Raw genomic sequence first — 19,171 nt, forward strand, 5'->3', positions numbered from 1 at the left:
TATGGAAACTATTGTATTGGCGACGGGAAATAAAGGTAAAATCCGTGAATTTAAAGAGGCTTTTTCACATCTGTCCATTGAATGTGTACCGGTGAAAGATGTCATCGATATCGATGAACCGGAGGAAACGGGTACTACCTTTATGGAAAATGCATTGCTCAAGGCCCGTTATTATGCGCAGATCACAAAGAAGCCCTGTCTTGCGGATGATTCGGGACTTACGGTGGATGTGCTTGACGGGGCTCCGGGAGTGTATTCCGCTCGGTATGCAGGGGTTCATGGAGATGATAATGCGAATAATGCGAAACTGATTCGCAATTTACAGGGAAACGACAACCGCTCGGCCCACTATGTATGTGCATTGGCCCTCGTGTATCCGGACGGTCGTGAAATAACTGCGGAAGGCTTTTGTGACGGCTTGATTCAAGATGAACCGAAGGGGACAGAGGGGTTCGGATACGATCCGTACTTTTACGTACCTCAATGTAAGAAAACCATGGCGGAACTATCTATCGATGCAAAGGAAAGCATCAGTCATCGAGGCCGTGCGTTACGGAAACTTATAAAATGCCTGTAAGTTTAATGTGAATCACAGTTAGGTTTAGAATGCAAAACATTTTAGGTTAGTATGAAACAAATTGGTATAATCAGCGATACCCACGGGTATCTGGAAAATATAGATCTCGTATTGAAAGCGACAGAGAACCGACACATCGATATGTGGCTGCATGCCGGGGATTATGGCGATGATGCGAGGTATATGCAGGATCATACAGCGATTCCGGTTTATGCGGTACGGGGAAATAATGATCGCGTGCAGCCTCTCGAGCCGAGGGAACAGCTGATTCCTCTGGAGGATACCTATATTTACATGACTCATGGTCATGAGGTACCATATTATAATCGAATACAGGAATTGCTTTATCTGGGACGTTCGATGGGGGCGCGCCTGGTCGTGGCCGGTCACAGTCATCATCATGGCGAATATCGTCAGGACGATGCGCTATTTGTCAATCCGGGCAGTATTTCATTACCTCGGGACCGATCCGGCGGCACTTTTGCCGTCGTTACCTATGATAAAGGACAATTTGATGTAGAGTTTGTATATAAACAGGATATTGTTTAATTATATGGTGAAAGTATCGGAAACGAAGCTTTCACAAAAAATAGTAAGTCTATGCATGGAAAGGGTTATGACATATCATGGATACACAAGTTAAAGCGAAGCCTAAAATGAAGTTATATGGATTTAATAATCTCACAAAGACCTTGAGTTTTAATATTTATGATATTTGTTACACCCGTACCGAGGAAGAAAAGAAGCAATATATTCAGTATATTGATGAGGTATATAATGCGGAACGATTGACATCGATTTTGACGGAAGTGAGCCGCATTATCGGTGCCAATATTTTGAATGTGGCAAAGCAGGATTATGATCCGCAGGGGGCGTCCGTAACCATCTTGATTTCCGAAGAGGAAATTGAAAAAGAAGATGTGGTGATGCATCTTGATAAATCACATCTTACGGTGCATACATATCCGGAAAGTCATCCTCATAAAGGGGTCAGCACATTCCGTGCTGATATCGAGGTGTCCACATGCGGTCAGATTTCACCGCTTAATGCCCTCAATTATTTGATTAACAACTTTGATTCGGATATTCTCACATTGGATTACCATGTGCGCGGCTTTACACGCGATGTATCGGGTAAAAAAATCTACATTGATCATCGCATCAATTCCATTCAAAACTACATTAACGCAAAGACTAGAAATCTATATAATATGATTGACGTGAATGTATATCAGGAAAATATTTTCCATACGAAAATGATGTTGAAGGAATTTGATCTGGACAATTATTTATTCGGTATTACCGAGGATGAGTTGAGCGCTCGTGAAATCAAGGAAATTAAACATCAATTAAAACAAGAGATGATGGAGATTTTCTATGGTCGTAATCTGCCGTCTGTGAAAGCGTAAAATTACAATCATTATACATTTCTAAATGTTTCGAAAAACTAAATCGAAAAATCTTGAAATGTTAACATACATTCTGTATAATGATGTTAGCAAGAGGTATTTTATACCGACTCTATTGAGTCCGTTTGTATCCAAAAGGAGATTTATTATGGACGTACGTGAATTAGCAGTACAGAAAAAACGTGAATTAAAAGGTTTCCTAACTGTAGGAACTAAATATGAATTAAAAGACGCACATGATTTATCTGTCGCATACACTCCTGGTGTAGCAGAACCATGCTTGCGTATTAAAGATAATGAAGCGGAATCTTTTGAATTGACATGCCGCTCCAACATGGTTGCCGTAGTATCCGACGGTACTCGTGTACTCGGCCTTGGTGACATCGGTGCCGCTGCAGCTTTGCCCGTAATGGAAGGGAAATCCCTTCTGTTTAAAAAATTCGGTAATGTTGACTGTATCCCGTTGGTAGTAGATACAAAAGATGCGGATACATTGATTAACACCGTAAAATTGTTGCAAAAAAACTTTGCAGGTATCAACTTGGAAGATATTTCTTCCCCTAAATGTTATGAAGTTGAAAATCGTTTGAAAGAAGAATTGGAAATTCCTGTATTCCATGATGATCAACACGGTACAGCAATCGCGTGTCTTGCCGGTGTAAAAGGTGCTCTTCGTTTGGTAAAGAAAGATTTAGCAACTGCTAAAATCGTTGTAAACGGTGCCGGTGCAGCCGGTGCGAACATTGCACGCCTATTATATCTTGCAGGTGCCCGTAACATTACCGTATTGGTGTCCTCCGGTGTATTGCATAAGGACTATAAACGCCTTGACTCCTTGCAAGCTGAATTGATCGATATGTTAGGCCTTGAAGAAAAACATGGCAACTTGGCTGAAAATGCGAAGGGGGCAGACATTCTTCTCGGTGTATCCGCAGCGGGTGCTTTCACAAAAGACATTTTGGAAAATCTGGCTGATGATGCTATCGTATTCGCAATGGCAAATCCTAATCCGGAAGCGACTTATGCGGATATGAAAGCCGCCGGTGTTCGCATTGCCGGTACAGGCCGTTCCGATGCGCCTAACCAAATCAACAACGTGGCCGTATTCCCTGGTGTATTCCGCGGTGCTATCGATGTTCGCGCATCCAAGATTACTGACGAAATGAAATTGGCTGCTGCCGATGCATTGGCACATTTGATTCCTGATAGCGAATTGAATGATGAAAATGTAATGCCGTCCGTATTTGATCCACGTGTGGCTCCGGCTGTAGCAAAAGCTGTTGCTGAAGTTGCTGTAAAACAAGGTATCGCTAAAAATCCTCAAGTTATTGAAGATGGCAGCTACGAAGGTTAATCACAATATAGCTTTCGTGACATATTTAAATCACGACTCTAGAGTGATTCGGATTATGATATTAATAGAAATCGTGTGGCTCCGTAATGTCGCTATACGGTTTCTATTTTTATTTATAAAATTATAGAATTTCACATAAAAATACTTGTCAGTTTTTTTTGTCGGTGATATAATAAATTTCGTTACAGAGAGCTATGTTTTATGATGTTCTCTGTGATAGCAGTGGTTGACATCAACCATTGAGTTTGCTATAATGGCAAAGTAACGAATGACGGGGCATAGCGCAGTTTGGTAGCGCATCTGGCTTGGGACCAGAGGGTCGCAGGTTCGAATCCTGCTGCTCCGACCATTTTTATTTTGCGGGTGTAGCTCAATGGTAGAGCCCCAGCCTTCCAAGCTGGTCGCGAGGGTTCGATTCCCTTCACCCGCTCCATTTTTTTTTGCCTTTTTTAGGTGAGACGTTTCACTTATTGACGTCAAATAAGACATAAATTATACTATAGTAGATAATTATATATGAGTATACATGGTTCAGTAGCTCAGTTGGATAGAGCAACGGCCTTCTAAGCCGTGGGTCGGGGGTTCGAATCCCTCCTGGATCACCAAAGAAATGTAATAACCATAAGGGTTTTGGCTCTTATGGTTATTTTTTTATTACTATAAAATAAATGCAAGGATATGGTGCAAGTATAGTTTTTTATACTTGCGTTATCCTTGCATCAGGTGTATAGATTTGATACGTAATTGAAAGTTTGCTCTTCATCTTGTATCGCATGAGCATATACTTTAATTATCATTGCTGTGCTATCATGGCCAGCTAATTTAGCAATTTCAGTATACGGTACGTTGTGCTGAACTAGATTTGATATGAATGTATGCCGTGCTACATGGCTTGATAAATGTTTTTCAACACCTAATTCTTTACCAACCTTAGTAAAATAGCGTTTACTAAAATTATGCTTATCGATAGGGCGTAAACCCATCTTATTTTCAGCTACCCATAGCTTGCCTTTAGACATTGCTCGTGCACGTTTAAGCACCGAGATAGTATAAGTATTACTAATCGGGATTACACGCCTGCTTGAGCGTGTCTTAGGCTCTTTTCGATTCATGCCGTACTGGGTTTCACCCCATGAAGAATTAATATGAATCTTAGCTTTACAATCATCAATAATCTCAACTTCATCCCATTGTAAAGCTTGTAGCTCACCAATACGTAAACCACACTGGAATAATAACAGCATACAATGTTCTAAATGGTGGCCTTTATAATAGTCCAGGAAACATTGTGTTTCGTTGACTGTCAGAGCCTCTTTTGGGTGCTTTGATGCTGTTGAGACTGGTTTAATCAAAGCATCATAGAAATTTGTTGGAATTAAATCCAGGCTATACAGTTTCTTTAAGGTTAAACTCAGTACAATGAATGTTTTGCGAATATTTGTAGTATATTGGTCAACAAACTGTTGTAGTGAGGCCTTAGAGAGGTCGGAAATAGGGGTATTACCAAAGAACGGTTTGATTCTATTTTCCGTTATATCCAGATATAATTTCCGTGTTGCTTCAGCATACGTTGCTTTTGTAAAGTAATTGATACAGAAGTCATAATAGCTCTGATTGGCATCAGTTGGCACTTTTTTCTTCGATGATTGTTGTACGTGACCGACTTCGATAAACTGGTACTTATACAGACCATTATCACGATCTACAATCATTCGTTTTCGCTCAGCTTCGGCTTCTTCCTTAGAGGTGAAACCTTTGGAGCGGAATTTTATAATGCTACCCTGGTCATCACAATATAGAGGCAGATTGCGTATATAATAGTACGCCTTACCACTTCGTTGTGTTTCCTTTGAGATGATACCTTTACCTGATGGAATTTGGTACATAATGGACTCGTTTCTCCTGCCATCGAAGTACCTGTTCACAAAATCATTATAAAAGACAGCATAGTTATTTGCAATGAAGATTTCACAATCACTCAGTGTAAAGTAATAGCAATTGCCTACTTTATTTTTAGGTAGTAAATACCCCTGATCACGTAAACGCTTTCGAAGTGTTTGCACTGATACATTTAAGAATTCGCTCAACTCTTGAATAGAGAGGGCTGTTTTGGTTTTATTTGAAGTTTTCATGGCCGTCACAGCCCTCCTCTTTTCAAAGAATTACTATATCTAATAAAGAGCTAGTTATAGGAACATGTCTCTTTGGAGTAAGTTATCCCACTCCATTAAATGGAGCCTTTGTTGTTTTAACTGTTCATAATTTGGAATGGGATAAAACTGATTAACATTCATATCTCCTTGTGGAATATATAGAATGGCTTGTGGAAAAAGAGAGTTATAGCGTCTGGTGTAGCGGTGACGTGCAAATACGTTTGCCTCTGTCAATGTCTTGAACTTTCTAGCAATAATATTGGTCAGCTTTTTGGACTCTATCATTCCTTTTAGCGTGTATGAATTATCTACAATACCATAACCTTGGTCAGCTATGATTGACCAAATTCCTAAAGAATTACTGTCTATAATTTCATTGGTAGTATCTGCATTCACAGTACCATTAAATATCATAGGTGTATTAGGATTATAGTTAAGCTGTGTATTATGCTCACCTACACATATATTTATGAACCATTGATCTTTAGGAATATATAATGATTGGTTGTAGAAGATTACAGTAGAAGCTAATTGATTTGCTTCTTCTACAGTGTTTACCTGGCTAAAGTAGATAGCATGATATTGCTCCATCCATTGGACGATATAATCAAGGTTGTGGTCTATTACATATGCATTAGAGCATATTGCCATATAGAACTTTGTATTATTAGGTGTTTCTTGTACTGGATAGTTAGTGCTGATATTCATATTAATCTTCCTCCATGGTTAATTTAGAATAGTTAGATAGTGGGATGCAGATAACATCCATTTTTTTATTTCCTTTTGAAAGTTTGGTATATGGTCGGGGCTTTTTGCGGTCTGAGCCACTATATCCTTCTGAGATACCTTCATCTCGTAAACGATTTGCAATAGTATCCATCGTATACTCCATACGTCGACCTAGTCGTTGACAAGTTCTTTCGACATAAGCGTATGCTGAACTTGGAATTAGTATTAATTTTGACTGATGTATAATACCAACGTATAGTTCTGGGTTAGCCCAATAGGTGGCTTTATCAGGCGCATAAACAATTTCATTAGCAGCTTCACCATTAGCGAGTGTTCTAAGGAACAGAGTCGTTGGAGTTGCATCGTTACATAAACTATCATTTTCAAGAACACCCCCTTTGATAGTATTACACCATTGCTGATGTATAATATTTGCTTGCTCTTGGCTGTAATAGTTGCACCATACGCCAAAATTAAGGATTATTTTGGCAAGAAGTGATTGTACTTGATACATTGAGTTAAGTCTTGCGTGCTGACTTATGCCATATACTGGTGAGGATTTTTGAACCATAAGGACAATTTCGTCATAATGCTGTTCGATATAATGTATAAATAGCATCATATATTTATCTAGCTTTGCTACCTTTGAGCGTTGTTTAGCTAAAGCCCTTTCATCTTGAAAGTAAGATAGAACCTCATTATTTACATCTTTTTGTGTCATGAAAATAGGTAAGAGTCTTAACTTGCTTGACTGTTGTAATTCATTAGGATAGGACTCTGCGGTGATAATAGCTGTGTGCATTTGTTGTGTTCGCTCCAAACGACTGCCTGCATCACTAGACTTTGCTCTACCTTGACCCTCTGAGAGTGGACGAATGAATTTCTCAAATTTAGTTAGTAAGGTTTTATCATTTGTTAACTTACAATCATCAAATATGATCGTTTGATCTTTGTAGTGTGTTGATACGAGTTCGATGGCACGGTCAGTATCGTTAAATGATGCGTATGTCTCATGATTGAAGAGTAGAAAGAAAATCTTTGAAAGGGATGTTTTTCTACTACCAGTAGGAGCAATTAAGGTAGGTACATACTGTATAGGATGAGCACCCTCTTGAAATAGCTTTCTTACAAAACCACTATGAGCATGTAAGAAAAGAGGTAAAACAACCTCAAATGGAGCAAGTTTTAATAATTTGAGACCATAATCATATAGATTATATTTGTCGGTTTGGTCAATATTTGGCAAAGCTAACAATGTGTCACCATTTTCATCCTGTCCAGAATGAAATTTTTTTGCTTCAAAGGCTTTTCCCCAGCCAGGATATTTATTTATTTTTGTGCTTTTCATAGCTGCCTTATCTTGTATATAACGTTCAGCTATATACTGTTTAAACAGCTCCTTAGCTTTTCCACAGTCGGCATTGAGACTGATTTCAGGAAATTTCTTCTTGAGCAATGTATATAGCGTTTCAAGTTGTTCTTTTTTGATGATAACGTCTGTTTCTGTTATCGATGTTTTGACATGGATTACATAAAAGCTTTGACAATCATCTAAATCGTAAACCTCACGTTCCTCTGTAAACGAAAGCACACAGTTTACAATCTCATCTTTTATTTCTTGTGTTGATTTGTCGATCTGACAAATAACATCGTCTTGCTCGACAAAATTTTTTAGGAGATTATTATAATGGGCTGAGTTAGCTTTTGTTGATACTTGGAGCTCATTTACATTGCATACTGTGTATGCTACTGGGTATGTAGATACATTTTGTGGTGTTAGCGATAGCTCATCATATCGATTATTGACAATCGATATATCTTTTGCTTCAACTGGTAGTATTGCTCCTGGTGGAGAAATACTAGCATATGTACTCGGTGAGTCTACTGTTGAAATAGATGGGGGAGATGAGAATTCATCATTTCTAGGTGGACTAGGTAGTGAGATCTCTTTGTAGATAACACTATTGTTTGTTAGTGACTGAATATCTTCTGATTCAGCCTTTGAGATAATGGCTCTTTTAGGCTCATTATCTGGCGATAAAGAGAGAAATTTTTCCATTTTTTACCTCCTTTAGGAAATATATCTTTGTAGCAATTGACTACACTAATAGTATATGATTATTTGTGTTATACTAGTTATATATTGTGTAAAAAAATAAAATAGGCCATTTTTAAATAAAAAATGTCCTATTATTATAAAAAATACAATATATATTGTTTTAAGGAGGCAAAAAATAAAAATGAACAGAAGTGATTTAGAGGTTATGAATAGAGAGTGTTATAATGCATTCTTGACCAGTAATCCCATACGAAAAGATACCACTGGTGATAATTATAGTTATAAGTATGGGAAAGAAGAGATATGGTCGCTAGATTCTGAATATATTTGCTTTAATAGGTATTTATTGCTATTAAATCAGAGGTTAAGTGAGTATGAAGGAGAGTTAGTTGAATCAACAGAGCCTGATATTGAAATAGGCAATATATGGAATTATCTATATGAAGCATTAGATACGTCCTATGGATTGTGTTTATCTGACGTAGGGGCGAGACCGTCGAGACATCAATATAAAGCATTTCTTGATAGTCTGGGATTAGAAACAAGAGATTTTGATGCTATAAGGATATTACTTGGAATAATGCATTTAAATATTGGATCTAGTACTATTTCACTTTATTCGGATTCATTTTTAATAAAAGATACTGTCAATCATTATATTGCACTATCAATATTGAAAAATATAGATTTATGTAATTCATTAAGAAACGAGAGTACAGTATTAAGCCGAAATCGAAGAGTGAAAAAGTGTACTTCTACAATGGTCTTTAATAAAATATATAGTTTTAATACTAAGATTCTAACGGCACCAGCTTCTAGTCAGATTACAAAAGAGTTTCCCAATATAATTTCTTCATCTATTGATTCTCCCGTAAATTCTCTTTTAATACATAAAAAAATGTTATTAAGTGATGCTGATTTTGATGCTTTAGATGGGGCGGGCTATATAGGTTTAGAAACTCTAATTAAGCAGTCACAAAAATTATATAGGAATCTTGTAAAAAAAGATGTTGCAGGTAATTTTGCTTTAGATGAATCTTTTATACTTGAGGAACTTGATGCTCAAACATGTTGTTTACCCGTTACATTATTATATAAATGGCTTTCTCAACAGAATGTCTCCTATGAGGTTAAGCGGCTACTATCTTTTAACTGTGATGAACTTACAAAATCTCTTTTACTCTTTTTTTTGCTGTTATGTAATTTGCCACATTATATGGCAGTCTCTGTATTAAATAGATTTAATGAAACACCATCTCACGGATTATTTACTGGTCAATCTATTTTATTAGATGATTCCTCGGTTAATAATATAGGGGAAATCTTAAAGAATATTGAATTATTAAATCAAGTTTTATCAGCATTCTTATTTGATATATTTCCATTTATTGATCGTACTATAAATGCTATTGTTGCACACGGGACAGATAAGAAGATTGAAGAGTATAAATTAGATGCATACAGTGTATTGTCGAGTTCAAATTATCGTTTATATCGGCAAGACTTACAAACTTTATATAATAAAGTAAATAAGGAATCTTACTATGATTCAGATATAATTCAAGACCTAGATAGGTTATTGTCGAAACCCTTTTTAGTTCATATACAAATGAAGTATGGCTTAGATATTGTGAAAGGGGATATGAGTTTTTTAGAAATCGTTAAATCACAGATTATAAATAAGGAGAGTATATATAGTATTACGCATCAAACTATCATAGATCTTTTTATATATCTATATAATGAGAATCGAACATATTTTCATTTTGAAAATGAATATAAGAATGGACGTTATATCTTTAATGATGAAGAACAAAGACAATGTGAGGCTCAATCTATTCTTTGGGCTACTAAAGATAGTCGTTGGAATCAAAGTTTAGCGAATGAACAACTTACAGAATCAATATATACATGGGTTAAAAATATATATGATATTGATTCATCTTATAAATGGGGTCGTGTAGAAGATGAGAAACTAGTTGATTTGCTTAGGCTAGATAAAAATATATCAATCCTAATAAATGGATTAACTAAGCGTAGATATCACTATAAGGATACTTTTCAGTTAAGTGATAGTATGAAAAAAGTAAAGAAATGCCTATATTTGTTCTTTAGAAATCTCTATACAGCATTAAATAGTAAGGAAATTGAGGCTATGCCTGTTAAGTCTTTTGTATTGAGAGATGATCTTTTAAAAGAACAACGTTCTGATATTATAGAGGATACATTTGATGAAAATATTTTTTGGTTATATTTACCATATATTAATCGACGTAATGTAAATGAATTTTTAGATGCCGTTGTTACTTGTAGCACGGATGATTTAAGGAAATCATACCTATCGTTATATGATACACTTGAAGATTTTTTATGGGCCTTATCATTATATTTAGAAAATGATAACAGTGGAAAAAGTGGGTGTTGTATTCGTTTAAAAAAAGCAGTATTAGATAAAGCTATTTGTGAGCCTATGTATGATAGAATGCGGTATAATGGTCTCCCTAATCTTGGGTTTATTTTAACAGCATCGGTAAATAGGGAGAAAAATTAATAGCTTCAATAGTTTATTTACCAAATTTTCCATTTTTACCGATTTTTAGGATGTATTTACATATATATTTTTATACTTTTTATGATTTTATTTTTGGTAAATTTGGTAAAAAAGAGAAGAATTTGTACATACAAATCACTATCTTGCTTTATCCACTGCCGTTTTTAGAAGGGATAAAAAATGTATGATAGTGGAAATTATATTGGAAAAGAAGAGAGAATCCGTTATAAAAACGGCAGTGGGCCGGGAGATGTCAGTAAAGACATCTCCCGGCCTTATTATTAAAATAACACTGACTGTACATACAAATAATTAAAAATAGATTGTATGTACAGAAAGGTTTTATTATGAAAGTAGATAGCAAATCCAAACGCTTAAATTTAAGGTTAACAGAAGATGAGATTCAATTTATTGAAAGTCAAGCTAATATGTGCGAAATGTCTGTGTCTGAATATATAAGGCGATGTTCACTAAACACGGAGAAAATTGTGATAGTTGATCCAAAACGTTTAATTGCATTTTTATTAGGGAATATTTATCAGGCATTATCAAACAATACTGCACTTACAAAAGATGATAAAAAAGTTATATCTAGTGAATTGACGAAAGTAGTAGATACATTGAATAAGACAATTATGGAGTTGAAATAATGGCTATATTAAAATTTATTAAACGAAATGGAATGGATTTACCAAATGCAATTGAATATATAAGAGATGAACATAAGACCTCTAGTAATTATATTTTTGGTATACAAATGGGAATTGATAATCCAATTTCAGAGTTTATGCTAATAAAAAATCTTGCAAATATACAACATGAGTCTAAATCATTTACACATGTTGTGTTTTCCTTAGATAGTGATGATACTATTTCCTTAGATACAGTCCTTGAAATATGTAAAGGGGTAGGGGAGTTACTTTCTAGAAGTGTATATCAAGTATTGGGTGCAATTCATTACAAGAATGAAGCACATATACATTGTCATTATATAATTAACTCAATAGGGCTAGATTATAAGCGTTATGAACAAGGTATGTCATTATGGTCATACAAGCAGATGATTAATAAAATTATTGAGCCTTATGGAATAAAGTCTATTCCTTATTATCAAGGTGTAAAATCAGATTAGTAATTTAATCGTTAATAAAAAATAAACTCGGTTATAGTTTACCTATATCCGAGTTTATCGTTTTTTATCCTTTGAAATTTATTAGCGTACAGATCTGTAACCGTCGCTATAACCACGTTGCCACTCTGGGCTTGCCATTTGATACAACATATTATCACCAAAAGCTGTACCCCATTGAGCATCAAGTCTACCATGCTTGTAACCTTGTTGATATGGAGTTTCAGCAGTAGCTTGATTAGTTAAATGAATTTGTGGAAGTAAAGAGTTGTTTTGAAAATCGATTTGATTTACATTTAATGCTGCTACTGCAAATAGTGTAGCAAATAATACTTTTTTTAACATAATTTGTCTCCCTGTAAGTTAATATACTAAATTTTCATCCATGTCTAAAAATTGGGCAATTTGATAGTAGTTTCTTCGATCTTCTTCATATATAAAACTATCCATAATTTCTTGTGTATATAATGCTTCACAGAATGGTAAATTCATAATTAACTCTGGTAAATTGTCCATTATCTTATTAAAGGGTATACTGTCATTTGATAACGCTTCAACTATTTCATCACATTCATCAGCATTATAAGTCGGATTCCATCTACAAATAAGATGTAATGCAATATTTAGTCCTAAGTTATAGATAAAATCTAATTCGTAAAATAAAGCAGGATGCTTAATAATTGCCTTTATATCATCTAGTAAGAATGCCTTAATCAAGAGGTCATAATCCTTTTGTGGATATTCATCTAAAGCGTTTTTAAAAGTTTCTGTTCGCTCTAGAATATCTTGATTAAATTCTTCAATTCGCTCTTTTTTAATAGGAAAGTTGATCTATTTCTTGCGTTGATGCGTATGTTGCTATGCGAAGTTAGATTTTTTAGAATTTCATAATCAATTTCAAAATCTAATAATTGCGTTTCAACTTTTAAAGCAACTAGATTAAATATATCACGAAGTTCTTTTTCGCTTACTGCACGATTACATTCTTGAGCAAATTCTCGAATATCATCTAGGCATTTGTTAATCCATTGATAAAAAGTATTTCTTAATAGGTTGTATGCAACATCAGGATTTCCAATGTCATTATTTTCTACTAGATTATTTCTATCTTCTATAAGTCGAAGCTTAATAATTCGTTAGCTTTTTTTCTTAGTTGTATATCAGGCCCAAATCGTATCGTTTCATCAAATAATGTAAAACTTTGCATGATTCAACTCCCTAAATCTCTGTTACGGAAACGACATGAATAATAACACCATTGCTCGCAAATCGCTTCTTTACTTGATAACGAGCATCTGACTGATTACTTGCAGTTACATTTGTACTTTTTATAACTGAAGGCTGTGTCGTATAAAATTGAACCGTATAGCGTTTAGCCATAATTAACATCTCCTTACATATAAAACCCTATTTTGAGGTAGGCCACATTTCTCGATCTTGCTCCGTAAATGTAACTAATGTTGCAAGTTCGATATTTAACCCCATGGCGATATCTAATAACATAGAAATTGAAATATTGTTGTTATATTTGCCACGCTCGACTCTGCCCAATGTGTCTGGACTAACATTAATTATTTCAGCTAATTGGGCTTGTGTTAAACTACGTAGAGTACGATAATAAGCTATTTTTGCACCGATTTGCTTAAAGATTATAAGCTTTGTGCTTTCCATGTCATTAGCACCTCCTTTAAAATTAATACATCTTAATTTTTGCATAAGTCATATCAAATCTGTGCCGCTAGATAGGTCTTAAAACTGTATAATTAGGTCTTTTTTTGTAGACTATTGAAAAAAATTACTCAAATATCAATGCGAATAGATAAAAATAAAATGAGCCATGTCGTATTATCGACATGGCTCATGTATTATTCATCTGCAATCAAATACATTAAAGCAGCTGCAGCTGCCTCTACAACAATTCGTGCAATTACTGGATCCATAATCTCACCTCCTTTCAGAGTATAGTGAGGAAGATTATGCTACAAATTGATGGTTCTTCTGGCAGTTCATACACAAAGGCATATGATAACGTTGTTTAGAATAACTAGATACTTTACTGGATATAGCACATCCACAATCTGTACAATGTAAATCATTAGTTGCCATAGTTTGTGGAGCGATGTCTTTCTTTCTAGTAGTCGGTGCATTAGACTGTGACATAGTTTGTGTATTAAGGTCAGTATTATTATCAGCTTCTGGATCATCGCCAGTAGCAATACAGAAGCTCAGCATATAAGCGTATTTAATAGCTGCTGTTTCAGCTTTCATAATGGCCTTATCACCACTATCTTGACCAGAACCGATACCACTTATTTGTACTGATTCACCTGTCTCTATATCAATAATAGAAATCGTAACGTTAATTGTAGCGTGCTTATCAATATTACCTTTAGCTGTTTGTACCTCTCGTAAATCAAGAAGGGTAGGGGTAACAGCTGTAATGAGGCCTACACTTGTAAGAGCGTCGTTTACACGTTCCAATACATCGCTACTAGTAACGTAAGAATACCCATGAAAGATATTTTCACCTGTTTTTTCAATGTAGCTACAACTTTTCATAGCAAGAGATAGCTTTTCATATAATGCAGTATTTGTCATTTTTATTCCTCCGCTTGCACACCAGTTCGTGCTAAATAATAACTTAAGCCAACAGATGCATCCATATGTACATCACCATCCCAACGATATGTAAAATGATTTAAGACGTCATTAATTGTTGACTTATTAACCTCACCATATTGCGATATTAGATCTTTCCACAAAGGATATGTCTTTTCGCTCAAATAAGCTTGAATTTCGAGTGTATCATGTAATGTAATAGGTGATTCTTTTAGCAATCGTTGTATCATCTCTTTTGGAGTTTCTGTATGTCGATTCCAGTTGATTGTAGTGACAATGACAGTTCCGTTACAAAGATATCCCGTAACTATGCTATTTTCCTCAATGAGTAGAAGTGTAGGCTTACTATGATTTTTATGTAAATCTAATAGTGGTACTGGCCAATAGGAAACAACCTCAATTTCCATATGATTTTGTTTTTCGGCACATTGTAATTCAGATATATTAGATTGAGAAATACCCACCATATACAACCATTCCTGGTTATCTATAGTGGGTAATATAAATTGGTACATATGTTGATTATCTCGTGCTGATGTAAGCTCGTCTCTTTGCTTCCATGCATCTTGCAAAGGGGTATTAGAACTAGTTTTATTAAATATAAGATGTGGAATTTCAGTATAGGCTAATGAGTAAAGTGTAGGGGTGTGCTTATTTTTACTATGAATGACTGCTAAGTCTGAAATGAGTGATTGTCCACGCTTACATATATAGCGATCTAGTACCTTAATTTTATTTTGTATTCTTTTTACCACAGATACATAGAGATCTGTCTCCGTAATAATAATACCGCAGTATTGTGTCATAATGCTTCCTTTCTACTATGCTGATTTAACTTGTTGTGCGTCTTCAATCGCTTTGCATTGAGCGGATACAGTACAATAGCCTTCACATTTTTTACCATGCCAAGTTTCACGTTGGCTACATTTCTTCGGCACTACACCCGTTTCTATGGCTTGTTGTAACCGTTTTGCTTTAGCTTCCATATATCGTTTTAACCAATGATTGCTGATTGGATTGATAGGGATAAGATATAACGTCTTTGTAATACCGCGTTCAGAGGCAATACGTAGCCCTGTATCACGACAAAGGGCCTGAATAACCATAGATGATACCGTATAGTTTTCTTCCTCTAACAGTAGTCTGTAATAGTTCAATTGTAAGGCCCAATCTAACACATGACGTACTCCATCTGTGAATAATTCTTTTCGTGTTTTAGGTTGGCCTTTTTTTACTCCCGTCTTATATACTTCACCAGTTTCAACATCTTTTTTATAATACCCTAATGCTTTCATAAGCTTATATGAGCTTGTTATTTTTAGATCACCTAGCGTAGTATCCGTATTAGATAACACTTGCCCATATAAATCAAATTTCCCTGTTGTGGTGGTATTTTTTAAGCGTTCTTCTGAAAGCATGTTACCGCTAGTATGGCGTTCTGTAATTGTATGCACAGCTGACCCATGTAAAGCGTATAGTTGCTTTTGTGGATCTACGGCATATTCTGTAATCTTTTTGAGATATAATTCGCGAGTACCACTTAATAACTCAGTAACAGATGGTTTGGTTAAATTACGTTCTAGTGAGGTAGCCACAGCTCGTAATGTAGGTAAAAACATACATCTCGTACCTTGTGGGCATCGCAATAAGCATTCATACATATTAATTTCATCCCCATTAGGGCAAATAAAACGTTTGGCTGGCATAATCATATCCTCCTTATAATTGTCCACATTCACTCATACTATGAAATTCACCATGTCCGATGATGATGTGGTCTAGTACTGGAATATCAAATAGTCTACCTGCTTCAGCAACTCGTTTAGTACAACGAATATCTAATTCACTTGGATGGGAATCACCAGAAGGGTGATTATGGACAATAACAATCCCACAGGCTTTCAGACGAACGGCAGAAGAGAAAATACATTTAATATCTAGAGAGGCTGTTGTTACATCACCAATAGAAATGTCCTCTGATTTTATTAAGTGGTTTCTGGCGTTAAGGTATAGCACTCGTACGTGTTCTGTTTCAAAATACTGCATATCTGACATAGCCTTATAGATATCAATAGATCGTCCCACATTAATAGGGGCTTTACGAGGCCTGTTTTGCACATTCTTAATAATGGATTTAATGGCACGTAGCTTGGCAATGCCACGGTTCCCCATACCTGGTGCATCATACCACTCAGATTCTTCTGCATGAAATAATGCATCATATGGATCTCCATAACGTTCCACTAACTCTTGAACGGATGCCTTTGGCAAAATTTCTGTTAACATAGCTTCAACTGTAGTATTCATAATCGATTCTCCTTGTATAGAAATAAATTATTTTGATTCATAACTGGAAATTTGACACCAATTATTAGTATTTAGCGTTATTAGTATTTAGCGATTTAATATGACGATTGATTTTAGAGCGAATCGCTTTAATACCATCGAAGATATCAATATGTAGCGAAGGAAATGTCGCCACTAAAAATCTTTGTAAAGTAGTTAGGTTTAGGAAATAGTTAATATCATAGGTTTCATCGATGTATAATTCAATCTTGAATCGAATTGGTAAGTATACATGCGATGTATCTGTATTAATATAGGTCAGTTCAGAGCGTTCTTCTGATACGTAATGTAATTTAATATCAGGGGACAAATACTCTCTACAATATTCCATATCAATAGAGTGTGTATCGCCTTCGCTTTCTGTATGAATACGTAAAATATATTCCTTTGTTTGATTATGCTGATAGAGATCATAATCAAGAATGCTATGTTTTCGGCTGTCCGAAAGCATATTGGCTAACATCCCCATACGAATAAGAGGAACATCTAAACGTTCAATCTGTTGTCTAAAAGCCCATTGTAATGATTCCAGTAATGGCTGTAATGCTGACTGTTGCTTACTAATAAACAGGAATGTGTTTTGGTAATATTTGATCATACAAATCCTCCCATAAAAAATACCCCTAGGTGTCAATGCACCTAGGGGTTAACCTTAAGGAATAGCTATATATGCTATCAGTATTATATTATACAGCTGAAAAGTTTAAATATTTCAATGTAATGGATTCATAATATATAAGTAATTATTATTTAAAAATATTAAGTTTGAGGTCTAGGGTATTTTGAAACAATGGTATGCATAAGGTCAAAGTAAGAGTTTATAGAAGTTTATACGCTTGTCTTTGAATCCTAAGTCTTAATCTATCATAATGTATCATCTTTGTGTAATTCTATGAGGGCGTTTAGTGGACTCAGTTCGCTTAAAAATCATGAATTTTTTATTAAAGTTCCGAATTTATAGAATTGAAGCAATTTTTTATATATTAATACAATCAAGACAGCTATTGGGGTATGTAGCCTTTAGTTTTAGAGTATTGATATCGGTATATAATAAAATAATAGTGTGGTTTATCTAGTAGTAATTCATTTACTATCAACATCGATTGACGTAGAAATAGGGCCATTATATAATATAAAAAAGAATAGTTTGATTAAAGTAAGGGCTAACCTATGGTTAGCCCTGTTTTGGCAATAGCGTTAATTAATCATTAAGGAAATAGTAATAATGTCTAATAAGTATAAAGTAATTGAGTTGTTTGCAGGCGGTGGGGGGCTCGCATTAGGAATAGAGAAAGCCGGGTTTAAAACTATTGGTTTAGTGGAGTTTGATAAATCAGCTAGTGAAACGTTAAAGCTTAATCGTCCTACCTGGAATGTCATTCATGATGATATTGCTAATATAAGTCCGCTAGATTTAGAGTCATATTTTGGGATAGCAAAAGGTGAGTTAGATCTATTAAGTGGTGGTGCGCCTTGTCAAGCTTTTTCTTATGCAGGTAAGCGTCTTGGGTTAGAGGATACTAGAGGTACGCTTTTTTATCACTATGCGGTCTTTCTAAAAAAACTACAGCCTAAAATGTTTTTATTTGAGAATGTTCGAGGCTTGTTAACACACGATAAAGGAAGAACACATGACACAATTTTAAATGTATTTGAAAATGAAGGGTATGTTATAAAGGAAAAGATACTAAACGCTTGGGATTATGGTGTACCACAAAAAAGAGAACGTTTAATTATGATTGGTATTCGTAAAGATCTTGCATCTTATGTAGAGTTTGAATTTCCCCAAAAACATAAGTACAAACCTGTCTTAAAGGATATCCTATTAGATTGTCCACCAAGTCCAGGGGCACAATATTCAGATTACAAAAGAAGTATATTTGAATTGGTTCCACCAGGCGGCTATTGGCGAGATATTCCAGAGAATATTGCGAAAGAGTATATGAAATCTACTTGGAACATGGGAGGAGGGCGTACTGGCATTTTGCGTAGAATGAGTTTAGATGAACCATCTTTGACAGTTTTAACTTCTCCTAGTCAAAAACAAACAGAACGCTGTCATCCTTTGGAGGCTAGGCCTTTTAATATTAGAGAAAGTGCACGATGTCAGAGCTTTCCTGATGAATGGGAATTTTCGGGAGCAATGGGGCAACAGTATAAGCAGATTGGTAATGCAGTACCTGTTAATTTAGCCTTTGAGGTTGCACGCTCTATAAAACATACATTGGATAAAATGGGAGAGTAA

The 19,171-nt window shown here is 35.2% G+C and carries 20 protein-coding genes and 3 tRNA genes; 11 read left to right on the forward strand and 12 right to left on the reverse strand.

What is annotated here, in order from left to right:
- The first annotated feature begins 1 nt into the window (after position 1).
- The 7 genes from CKV62_RS02235 (at position 2) to CKV62_RS02265 (ending at position 3,945) form a co-directional block, all read left to right on the forward strand.
- Positions 2-577 (forward strand): XTP/dITP diphosphatase, encoded by a 576-nt coding sequence (locus tag CKV62_RS02235; RefSeq protein ID WP_095065377.1) that lies wholly within the window; start codon positions 2-4, stop codon positions 575-577.
- Between the two features lie 51 nt (positions 578-628).
- Positions 629-1,126, forward strand: coding sequence for a metallophosphoesterase family protein (locus CKV62_RS02240; RefSeq protein WP_095065379.1), 498 nt, complete (start codon positions 629-631; stop codon positions 1,124-1,126).
- Between the two features lie 77 nt (positions 1,127-1,203).
- Positions 1,204-1,986 (forward strand): adenosylmethionine decarboxylase, encoded by a 783-nt coding sequence (gene speD / locus CKV62_RS02245; RefSeq protein ID WP_038117920.1) that lies wholly within the window; start codon positions 1,204-1,206, stop codon positions 1,984-1,986.
- Positions 1,987-2,134: 148 nt separating this feature from the next.
- Positions 2,135-3,340 carry an NAD(P)-dependent malic enzyme gene (locus CKV62_RS02250; protein WP_095065380.1) on the forward strand — a complete coding sequence of 402 codons (1,206 nt, stop codon included), beginning with the start codon at positions 2,135-2,137 and terminating at the stop codon, positions 3,338-3,340.
- A 272-nt stretch (positions 3,341-3,612) separates the two neighbouring features.
- A tRNA-Pro gene (locus tag CKV62_RS02255) sits at positions 3,613-3,689 on the forward strand.
- A gap of 10 nt (positions 3,690-3,699) precedes the next feature.
- Positions 3,700-3,773 (forward strand) — tRNA-Gly (locus tag CKV62_RS02260).
- A 95-nt stretch (positions 3,774-3,868) separates the two neighbouring features.
- A tRNA-Arg gene (locus CKV62_RS02265) sits at positions 3,869-3,945 on the forward strand.
- A 114-nt stretch (positions 3,946-4,059) separates the two neighbouring features.
- On the opposite strand, the gene CKV62_RS02270 is transcribed toward CKV62_RS02265, so the two are convergent.
- Genes CKV62_RS02270 through CKV62_RS02280 form a run of 3 tightly spaced genes read right to left on the reverse strand, consistent with a single transcriptional unit; the run spans position 4,060 to position 8,281 of the window.
- Positions 4,060-5,472, reverse strand: coding sequence for a tyrosine-type recombinase/integrase (locus tag CKV62_RS02270; protein WP_095065382.1), 1,413 nt, complete (start codon positions 5,470-5,472; stop codon positions 4,060-4,062).
- 54 nt (positions 5,473-5,526) lie between these two features.
- Complete coding sequence (locus tag CKV62_RS02275) at positions 5,527-6,201, reverse strand: hypothetical protein (RefSeq protein ID WP_095065384.1); 675 nt, start codon at positions 6,199-6,201, stop codon at positions 5,527-5,529.
- A 1-nt stretch (position 6,202) separates the two neighbouring features.
- Positions 6,203-8,281: a hypothetical protein gene (locus tag CKV62_RS02280; protein ID WP_095065386.1), complete on the reverse strand. Its 2,079-nt coding sequence runs from the start codon at positions 8,279-8,281 to the stop codon at positions 6,203-6,205.
- 181 nt (positions 8,282-8,462) lie between these two features.
- Between CKV62_RS02280 and CKV62_RS02285 the strand changes: the two genes are divergently transcribed.
- From CKV62_RS02285 to CKV62_RS02295, 3 genes are all read left to right on the forward strand, one after another.
- Positions 8,463-10,832 (forward strand): hypothetical protein, encoded by a 2,370-nt coding sequence (locus CKV62_RS02285; RefSeq protein ID WP_095065388.1) that lies wholly within the window; start codon positions 8,463-8,465, stop codon positions 10,830-10,832.
- A 347-nt stretch (positions 10,833-11,179) separates the two neighbouring features.
- The gene (locus tag CKV62_RS02290) at positions 11,180-11,482 is read left to right on the forward strand and encodes a plasmid mobilization protein (protein ID WP_095065390.1); all 303 of its coding nucleotides are present in this window, start codon (positions 11,180-11,182) and stop codon (positions 11,480-11,482) included.
- A complete protein-coding gene (locus tag CKV62_RS02295) occupies positions 11,482-11,964 on the forward strand; it encodes a relaxase/mobilization nuclease domain-containing protein (RefSeq protein ID WP_095065392.1) in 483 nt (160 codons plus the stop codon). Before CKV62_RS02290 ends, CKV62_RS02295 begins: the two co-directional genes overlap by 1 nt.
- An 81-nt stretch (positions 11,965-12,045) precedes the next feature.
- Here CKV62_RS02295 and CKV62_RS02300 read toward each other — a convergent pair whose 3' ends face one another.
- From CKV62_RS02300 to CKV62_RS02335, 9 genes are all read right to left on the reverse strand, one after another.
- The gene (locus tag CKV62_RS02300; RefSeq protein WP_095065394.1) at positions 12,046-12,306 is read right to left on the reverse strand and encodes a hypothetical protein; all 261 of its coding nucleotides are present in this window, start codon (positions 12,304-12,306) and stop codon (positions 12,046-12,048) included.
- An 18-nt stretch (positions 12,307-12,324) separates the two neighbouring features.
- On the reverse strand, positions 12,325-12,678 hold the full coding sequence (locus tag CKV62_RS02305; protein ID WP_095065395.1) for a hypothetical protein: 354 nt from the start codon (positions 12,676-12,678) through the stop codon (positions 12,325-12,327).
- Between the two features lie 501 nt (positions 12,679-13,179).
- Complete coding sequence (locus tag CKV62_RS09425) at positions 13,180-13,341, reverse strand: hypothetical protein (protein WP_157728910.1); 162 nt, start codon at positions 13,339-13,341, stop codon at positions 13,180-13,182.
- Between the two features lie 27 nt (positions 13,342-13,368).
- Positions 13,369-13,632, reverse strand: a complete 264-nt coding sequence (locus tag CKV62_RS02310) for a helix-turn-helix domain-containing protein (protein WP_095065397.1) — start codon at positions 13,630-13,632, stop codon at positions 13,369-13,371.
- Positions 13,633-13,935: 303 nt separating this feature from the next.
- The gene (locus CKV62_RS02315) at positions 13,936-14,559 is read right to left on the reverse strand and encodes an ERF family protein (RefSeq protein ID WP_095065399.1); all 624 of its coding nucleotides are present in this window, start codon (positions 14,557-14,559) and stop codon (positions 13,936-13,938) included.
- 2 nt (positions 14,560-14,561) lie between these two features.
- The gene (locus CKV62_RS02320) at positions 14,562-15,386 is read right to left on the reverse strand and encodes a hypothetical protein (protein WP_095065400.1); all 825 of its coding nucleotides are present in this window, start codon (positions 15,384-15,386) and stop codon (positions 14,562-14,564) included.
- A gap of 15 nt (positions 15,387-15,401) precedes the next feature.
- A complete protein-coding gene (locus CKV62_RS02325) occupies positions 15,402-16,286 on the reverse strand; it encodes a hypothetical protein (protein WP_095065402.1) in 885 nt (294 codons plus the stop codon).
- Between the two features lie 13 nt (positions 16,287-16,299).
- Entirely contained in the window at positions 16,300-16,887 is a 588-nt protein-coding gene (locus tag CKV62_RS02330) for a JAB domain-containing protein (protein WP_095065404.1), read from the reverse strand.
- 64 nt (positions 16,888-16,951) lie between these two features.
- Complete coding sequence (locus CKV62_RS02335; RefSeq protein ID WP_095065406.1) at positions 16,952-17,524, reverse strand: hypothetical protein; 573 nt, start codon at positions 17,522-17,524, stop codon at positions 16,952-16,954.
- 627 nt (positions 17,525-18,151) lie between these two features.
- Between CKV62_RS02335 and CKV62_RS02340 the strand changes: the two genes are divergently transcribed.
- Complete coding sequence (locus CKV62_RS02340) at positions 18,152-19,171, forward strand: DNA cytosine methyltransferase (protein WP_095065408.1); 1,020 nt, start codon at positions 18,152-18,154, stop codon at positions 19,169-19,171.

The organism is Veillonella rodentium, from assembly GCF_900187285.1.
GTDB lineage: Bacteria > Bacillota > Negativicutes > Veillonellales > Veillonellaceae > Veillonella > Veillonella rodentium.

Excerpts from the sequence above, each read along its gene's own strand:
- CKV62_RS02235 (WP_095065377.1), top strand. The coding sequence starts at position 2 with ATGGAAACTATTGTATTGGCGACGGGAAATAAAGGTAAAATCCGTGAA.
- CKV62_RS02240 (WP_095065379.1), top strand. The coding sequence starts at position 629 with ATGAAACAAATTGGTATAATCAGCGATACCCACGGGTATCTGGAAAAT.
- speD (WP_038117920.1), top strand. The coding sequence starts at position 1,204 with ATGGATACACAAGTTAAAGCGAAGCCTAAAATGAAGTTATATGGATTT.
- CKV62_RS02250 (WP_095065380.1), top strand. The coding sequence starts at position 2,135 with ATGGACGTACGTGAATTAGCAGTACAGAAAAAACGTGAATTAAAAGGT.
- CKV62_RS02270 (WP_095065382.1), bottom strand. The coding sequence starts at position 5,472 with ATGAAAACTTCAAATAAAACCAAAACAGCCCTCTCTATTCAAGAGTTG.
- CKV62_RS02275 (WP_095065384.1), bottom strand. The coding sequence starts at position 6,201 with ATGAATATCAGCACTAACTATCCAGTACAAGAAACACCTAATAATACA.
- CKV62_RS02280 (WP_095065386.1), bottom strand. The coding sequence starts at position 8,281 with ATGGAAAAATTTCTCTCTTTATCGCCAGATAATGAGCCTAAAAGAGCC.
- CKV62_RS02285 (WP_095065388.1), top strand. The coding sequence starts at position 8,463 with ATGAACAGAAGTGATTTAGAGGTTATGAATAGAGAGTGTTATAATGCA.
- CKV62_RS02290 (WP_095065390.1), top strand. The coding sequence starts at position 11,180 with ATGAAAGTAGATAGCAAATCCAAACGCTTAAATTTAAGGTTAACAGAA.
- CKV62_RS02295 (WP_095065392.1), top strand. The coding sequence starts at position 11,482 with ATGGCTATATTAAAATTTATTAAACGAAATGGAATGGATTTACCAAAT.
- CKV62_RS02300 (WP_095065394.1), bottom strand. The coding sequence starts at position 12,306 with ATGTTAAAAAAAGTATTATTTGCTACACTATTTGCAGTAGCAGCATTA.
- CKV62_RS09425 (WP_157728910.1), bottom strand. The coding sequence starts at position 13,341 with ATGGCTAAACGCTATACGGTTCAATTTTATACGACACAGCCTTCAGTT.
- CKV62_RS02310 (WP_095065397.1), bottom strand. The coding sequence starts at position 13,632 with ATGGAAAGCACAAAGCTTATAATCTTTAAGCAAATCGGTGCAAAAATA.
- CKV62_RS02315 (WP_095065399.1), bottom strand. The coding sequence starts at position 14,559 with ATGACAAATACTGCATTATATGAAAAGCTATCTCTTGCTATGAAAAGT.
- CKV62_RS02320 (WP_095065400.1), bottom strand. The coding sequence starts at position 15,386 with ATGACACAATACTGCGGTATTATTATTACGGAGACAGATCTCTATGTA.
- CKV62_RS02325 (WP_095065402.1), bottom strand. The coding sequence starts at position 16,286 with ATGCCAGCCAAACGTTTTATTTGCCCTAATGGGGATGAAATTAATATG.
- CKV62_RS02330 (WP_095065404.1), bottom strand. The coding sequence starts at position 16,887 with ATGAATACTACAGTTGAAGCTATGTTAACAGAAATTTTGCCAAAGGCA.
- CKV62_RS02335 (WP_095065406.1), bottom strand. The coding sequence starts at position 17,524 with ATGATCAAATATTACCAAAACACATTCCTGTTTATTAGTAAGCAACAG.
- CKV62_RS02340 (WP_095065408.1), top strand. The coding sequence starts at position 18,152 with ATGTCTAATAAGTATAAAGTAATTGAGTTGTTTGCAGGCGGTGGGGGG.